This window comes from Elizabethkingia argenteiflava, from assembly GCF_009904105.1.
Classification (GTDB): domain Bacteria; phylum Bacteroidota; class Bacteroidia; order Flavobacteriales; family Weeksellaceae; genus Elizabethkingia; species Elizabethkingia argenteiflava.
Genome location: NZ_JAAABJ010000363.1, coordinates 1 through 1,564, shown reverse-complemented (window position 1 = coordinate 1,564; position 1,564 = coordinate 1). Strand labels below are relative to the sequence as shown.

2 protein-coding genes are annotated in these 1,564 nt (G+C 33.6%); both read left to right on the top strand.

Annotated features, from left to right (window positions below):
• Positions 1-386: ChuX/HutX family heme-like substrate-binding protein (locus GNY06_RS04060; protein ID WP_317163742.1), on the top strand; the 386-nt coding region annotated here is incomplete at its 5' end.
• Between the two features lie 70 nt (positions 387-456).
• A complete protein-coding gene (locus GNY06_RS04055) occupies positions 457-1,329 on the top strand; it encodes a ChaN family lipoprotein (protein ID WP_166518913.1) in 873 nt (290 codons plus the stop codon).
• The last annotated feature ends 235 nt before the right edge of the window (positions 1,330-1,564 follow it).

The window sequence follows — 1,564 nt, the reverse complement described above, 5'->3', positions numbered from 1 at the left end:
TACGTTTTGCGCCCTCAGGATTTGCCCGTAAAATTGATCCTAAAAAAGTAGAAAACTTACTTGAAACTTCTTCCATTAAAAAGCTGCCTATTATGGTTTTTGTAGGGAACCGGGGGGTGATTCAGATTCATACAGGCTTTATAGATAAAGTATTGTGGTACAACAGCTGGATTAATGTAATGGACCCCGATTTTAGTTTACATTTAAACACTGAAAAGATACATGAAATATGGATTGTAAAAAAACCAACCCAAGATGGGGGAGTACATTCCGTGGAGGTTTTTAACAAAAAAGGAGACATGATCGTACAATTTTTTGGAAAACGAAAACCAGGTATTCCCGAACTACAAGAGTGGAGGGATCTGCTTGAGGATTTATCAAAATAAAAAATTTAGATTATAAGGGCTTTACAAAATCTAAATCATACATTTGCTGGGACTATAAGAGGTGTAAAAGATGAAAAAATTATTTCTGCTGATTGCTCTATCGGTTTTTTGTCCGTTTTTTAGTCAGCAATTCAAGGCTTATCAGTTTTACAATAAAAAAGGGAAACCCATAAAATCTGAAAAAATGATCAAGCAGCTGGCGAATTACCAAGTGGTTTTATTTGGCGAATTGCATAATAATGCAATCGTTCACTGGTTGCAACTAAAACTTACCCAAGCGCTGTATAAAAAGAACAACAAGCAAATTACTCTGGGAGGCGAAATGTTCGAAAGAGATAACCAATATCAGTTGGATCAATATTTGGCGGGGAGATTCCCCTCTTCTGCCTTAGGAGACTCTGTACGATTATGGCCCAACTACACTACCGATTATAAACCTTTATTAGATTTTGCTAAAAACCATCAGCTAAAATTTATAGCGACGAATATTCCCCGAAAATATGCTTCGCAGGTGGCAAAAAAGGGGCTGGACTACTTAGAAAATCTAAGTGTAGAGGAAAAAGCTTATATGGTAAAATTGCCAATTAAAATTACGATGGATACTCCCGGTTATCAGGAAATGAAAACTTTATTTGAGAAGCATGATGCCCATTTTAATGTGACGAATTTTATCGCAGCACAGGCGATAAAAGACGCAAGTATGGCTGAATCTATATTTAAAAATTTAAAACCCGGATATCTCTTTATACACTACAATGGAAATTATCATACTCAAGCCTATGGCGGGATTTTCTGGTATATAAAGCAAATGTATCCCAATCTTAAGGTTGCTGTAATTTCTGTTTTTGAGTCTGAAAATCCAAAACTACCGATTCCTAAGACAGATTATATTCCCACCGATTTTAATTTGATCATTCCTACAGATATGGCTAAAACTTATTAGACAAATGAGAAACCATTTTTATCAGAACCTCAGTGTAAAATCATCTTATTCATCTTAAATATTATTTTTTCATGATCTATTTTTGGAACATTATAATTAATGTTCCAAAAATAGATAAACATGGTGATTATACTCTTCAATTATGAAATTCATGACTTAGACTGGGGATTTATAAATAATTAATAAATTGAAAATCAATTTCAGATATACGTATAAAATTAAAAGTTCTCCATTA

Bases quoted from the DNA above. Each gene is read 5' to 3' on its own strand.
- GNY06_RS04055 (WP_166518913.1), top strand. From the start codon at position 457: ATGAAAAAATTATTTCTGCTGATTGCTCTATCGGTTTTTTGTCCGTTT.